The sequence below is a fragment of the Synechococcus sp. R6-10 genome (assembly GCF_047461815.1).
Classification (GTDB): domain Bacteria; phylum Cyanobacteriota; class Cyanobacteriia; order Thermostichales; family Thermostichaceae; genus Thermostichus.
The window spans coordinates 1-799 of sequence record NZ_JANSHW010000626.1; the positions used below are offsets into that span (position 1 = coordinate 1).

The 799-nt window shown below is 45.7% G+C and carries 1 protein-coding gene; it reads left to right on the forward strand.

The annotated features are described in order from the left end of the window. Window positions 1-33: 33 nt before the first annotated feature. Window positions 34-799, forward strand: a 766-nt coding sequence (locus NW837_RS14675; RefSeq protein ID WP_414332309.1) for an ArnT family glycosyltransferase, incomplete at its 3' end; no start/stop codon positions are given.

A 799-nucleotide genomic window follows, 5' to 3' on the forward strand; every position in this document is an offset into this window, starting at 1 on the left:
GTTCTTGCTGCGCGACCATGGAGCGAGCAGTACGTGCGCTTATACCTCATTCACGACCCTCAAGTGTACCACGATCTTGCCGTAATTTTCCAAAAGGACGGAATCACGGAAGAGTTCAGGAATACCGTTGCCATTTATGCGCCAGGATATCCTATTCTACTCGGCATCGTTTACAAATTGTTCGGGGTAAATCTGATACCACCAGTAATATTGAATGTCCTGCTCAGCGTGATCACTTGCATAGTATTGATGGTAACCACGCGCAAGGTATTTGGCGAACGAACTGCTATCATCGCAGGATTACTATTCGCGTTGCATCCTCACAGCATCCGATTTTCAACCATACTGTATAGTGAAACCTTGTTTATGCTTATAGCCTCTATTTTTGTATTAGGGCTTCTGTATATACAACCGCTTAATAAGAAGTGGGTCTGGGGAGTTGTAAATGTCGCTTTGGTAGCTTCTCTGGGCGCCTTTTCGCGTATCAGCATGCTCTACTTTTCCGTCTTGGCAGTTCTGTGTTGGATTATAAGCAACAAGCCGAGTTGGCGCTTGGCTCTACGACAGTTCTCTTTGTTTGCTATCATGTATCTAATCTTTCTAAGCCCTTGGATGATTCATAACAAGCTTCATCACGGTACTTTTCGCCTCAGCGTGTCAGGAGAGTACAACCTACTGGCTTTGGTTGTCGGTAGCGCGAAAGCTGACGACCTCGATACCTTCCATGTGTTGAAGAACGAGTTGCTAAAATCCGCTTATGAACGAGCAAGACAGGACGGCGTTGACGATATTTTCGAGA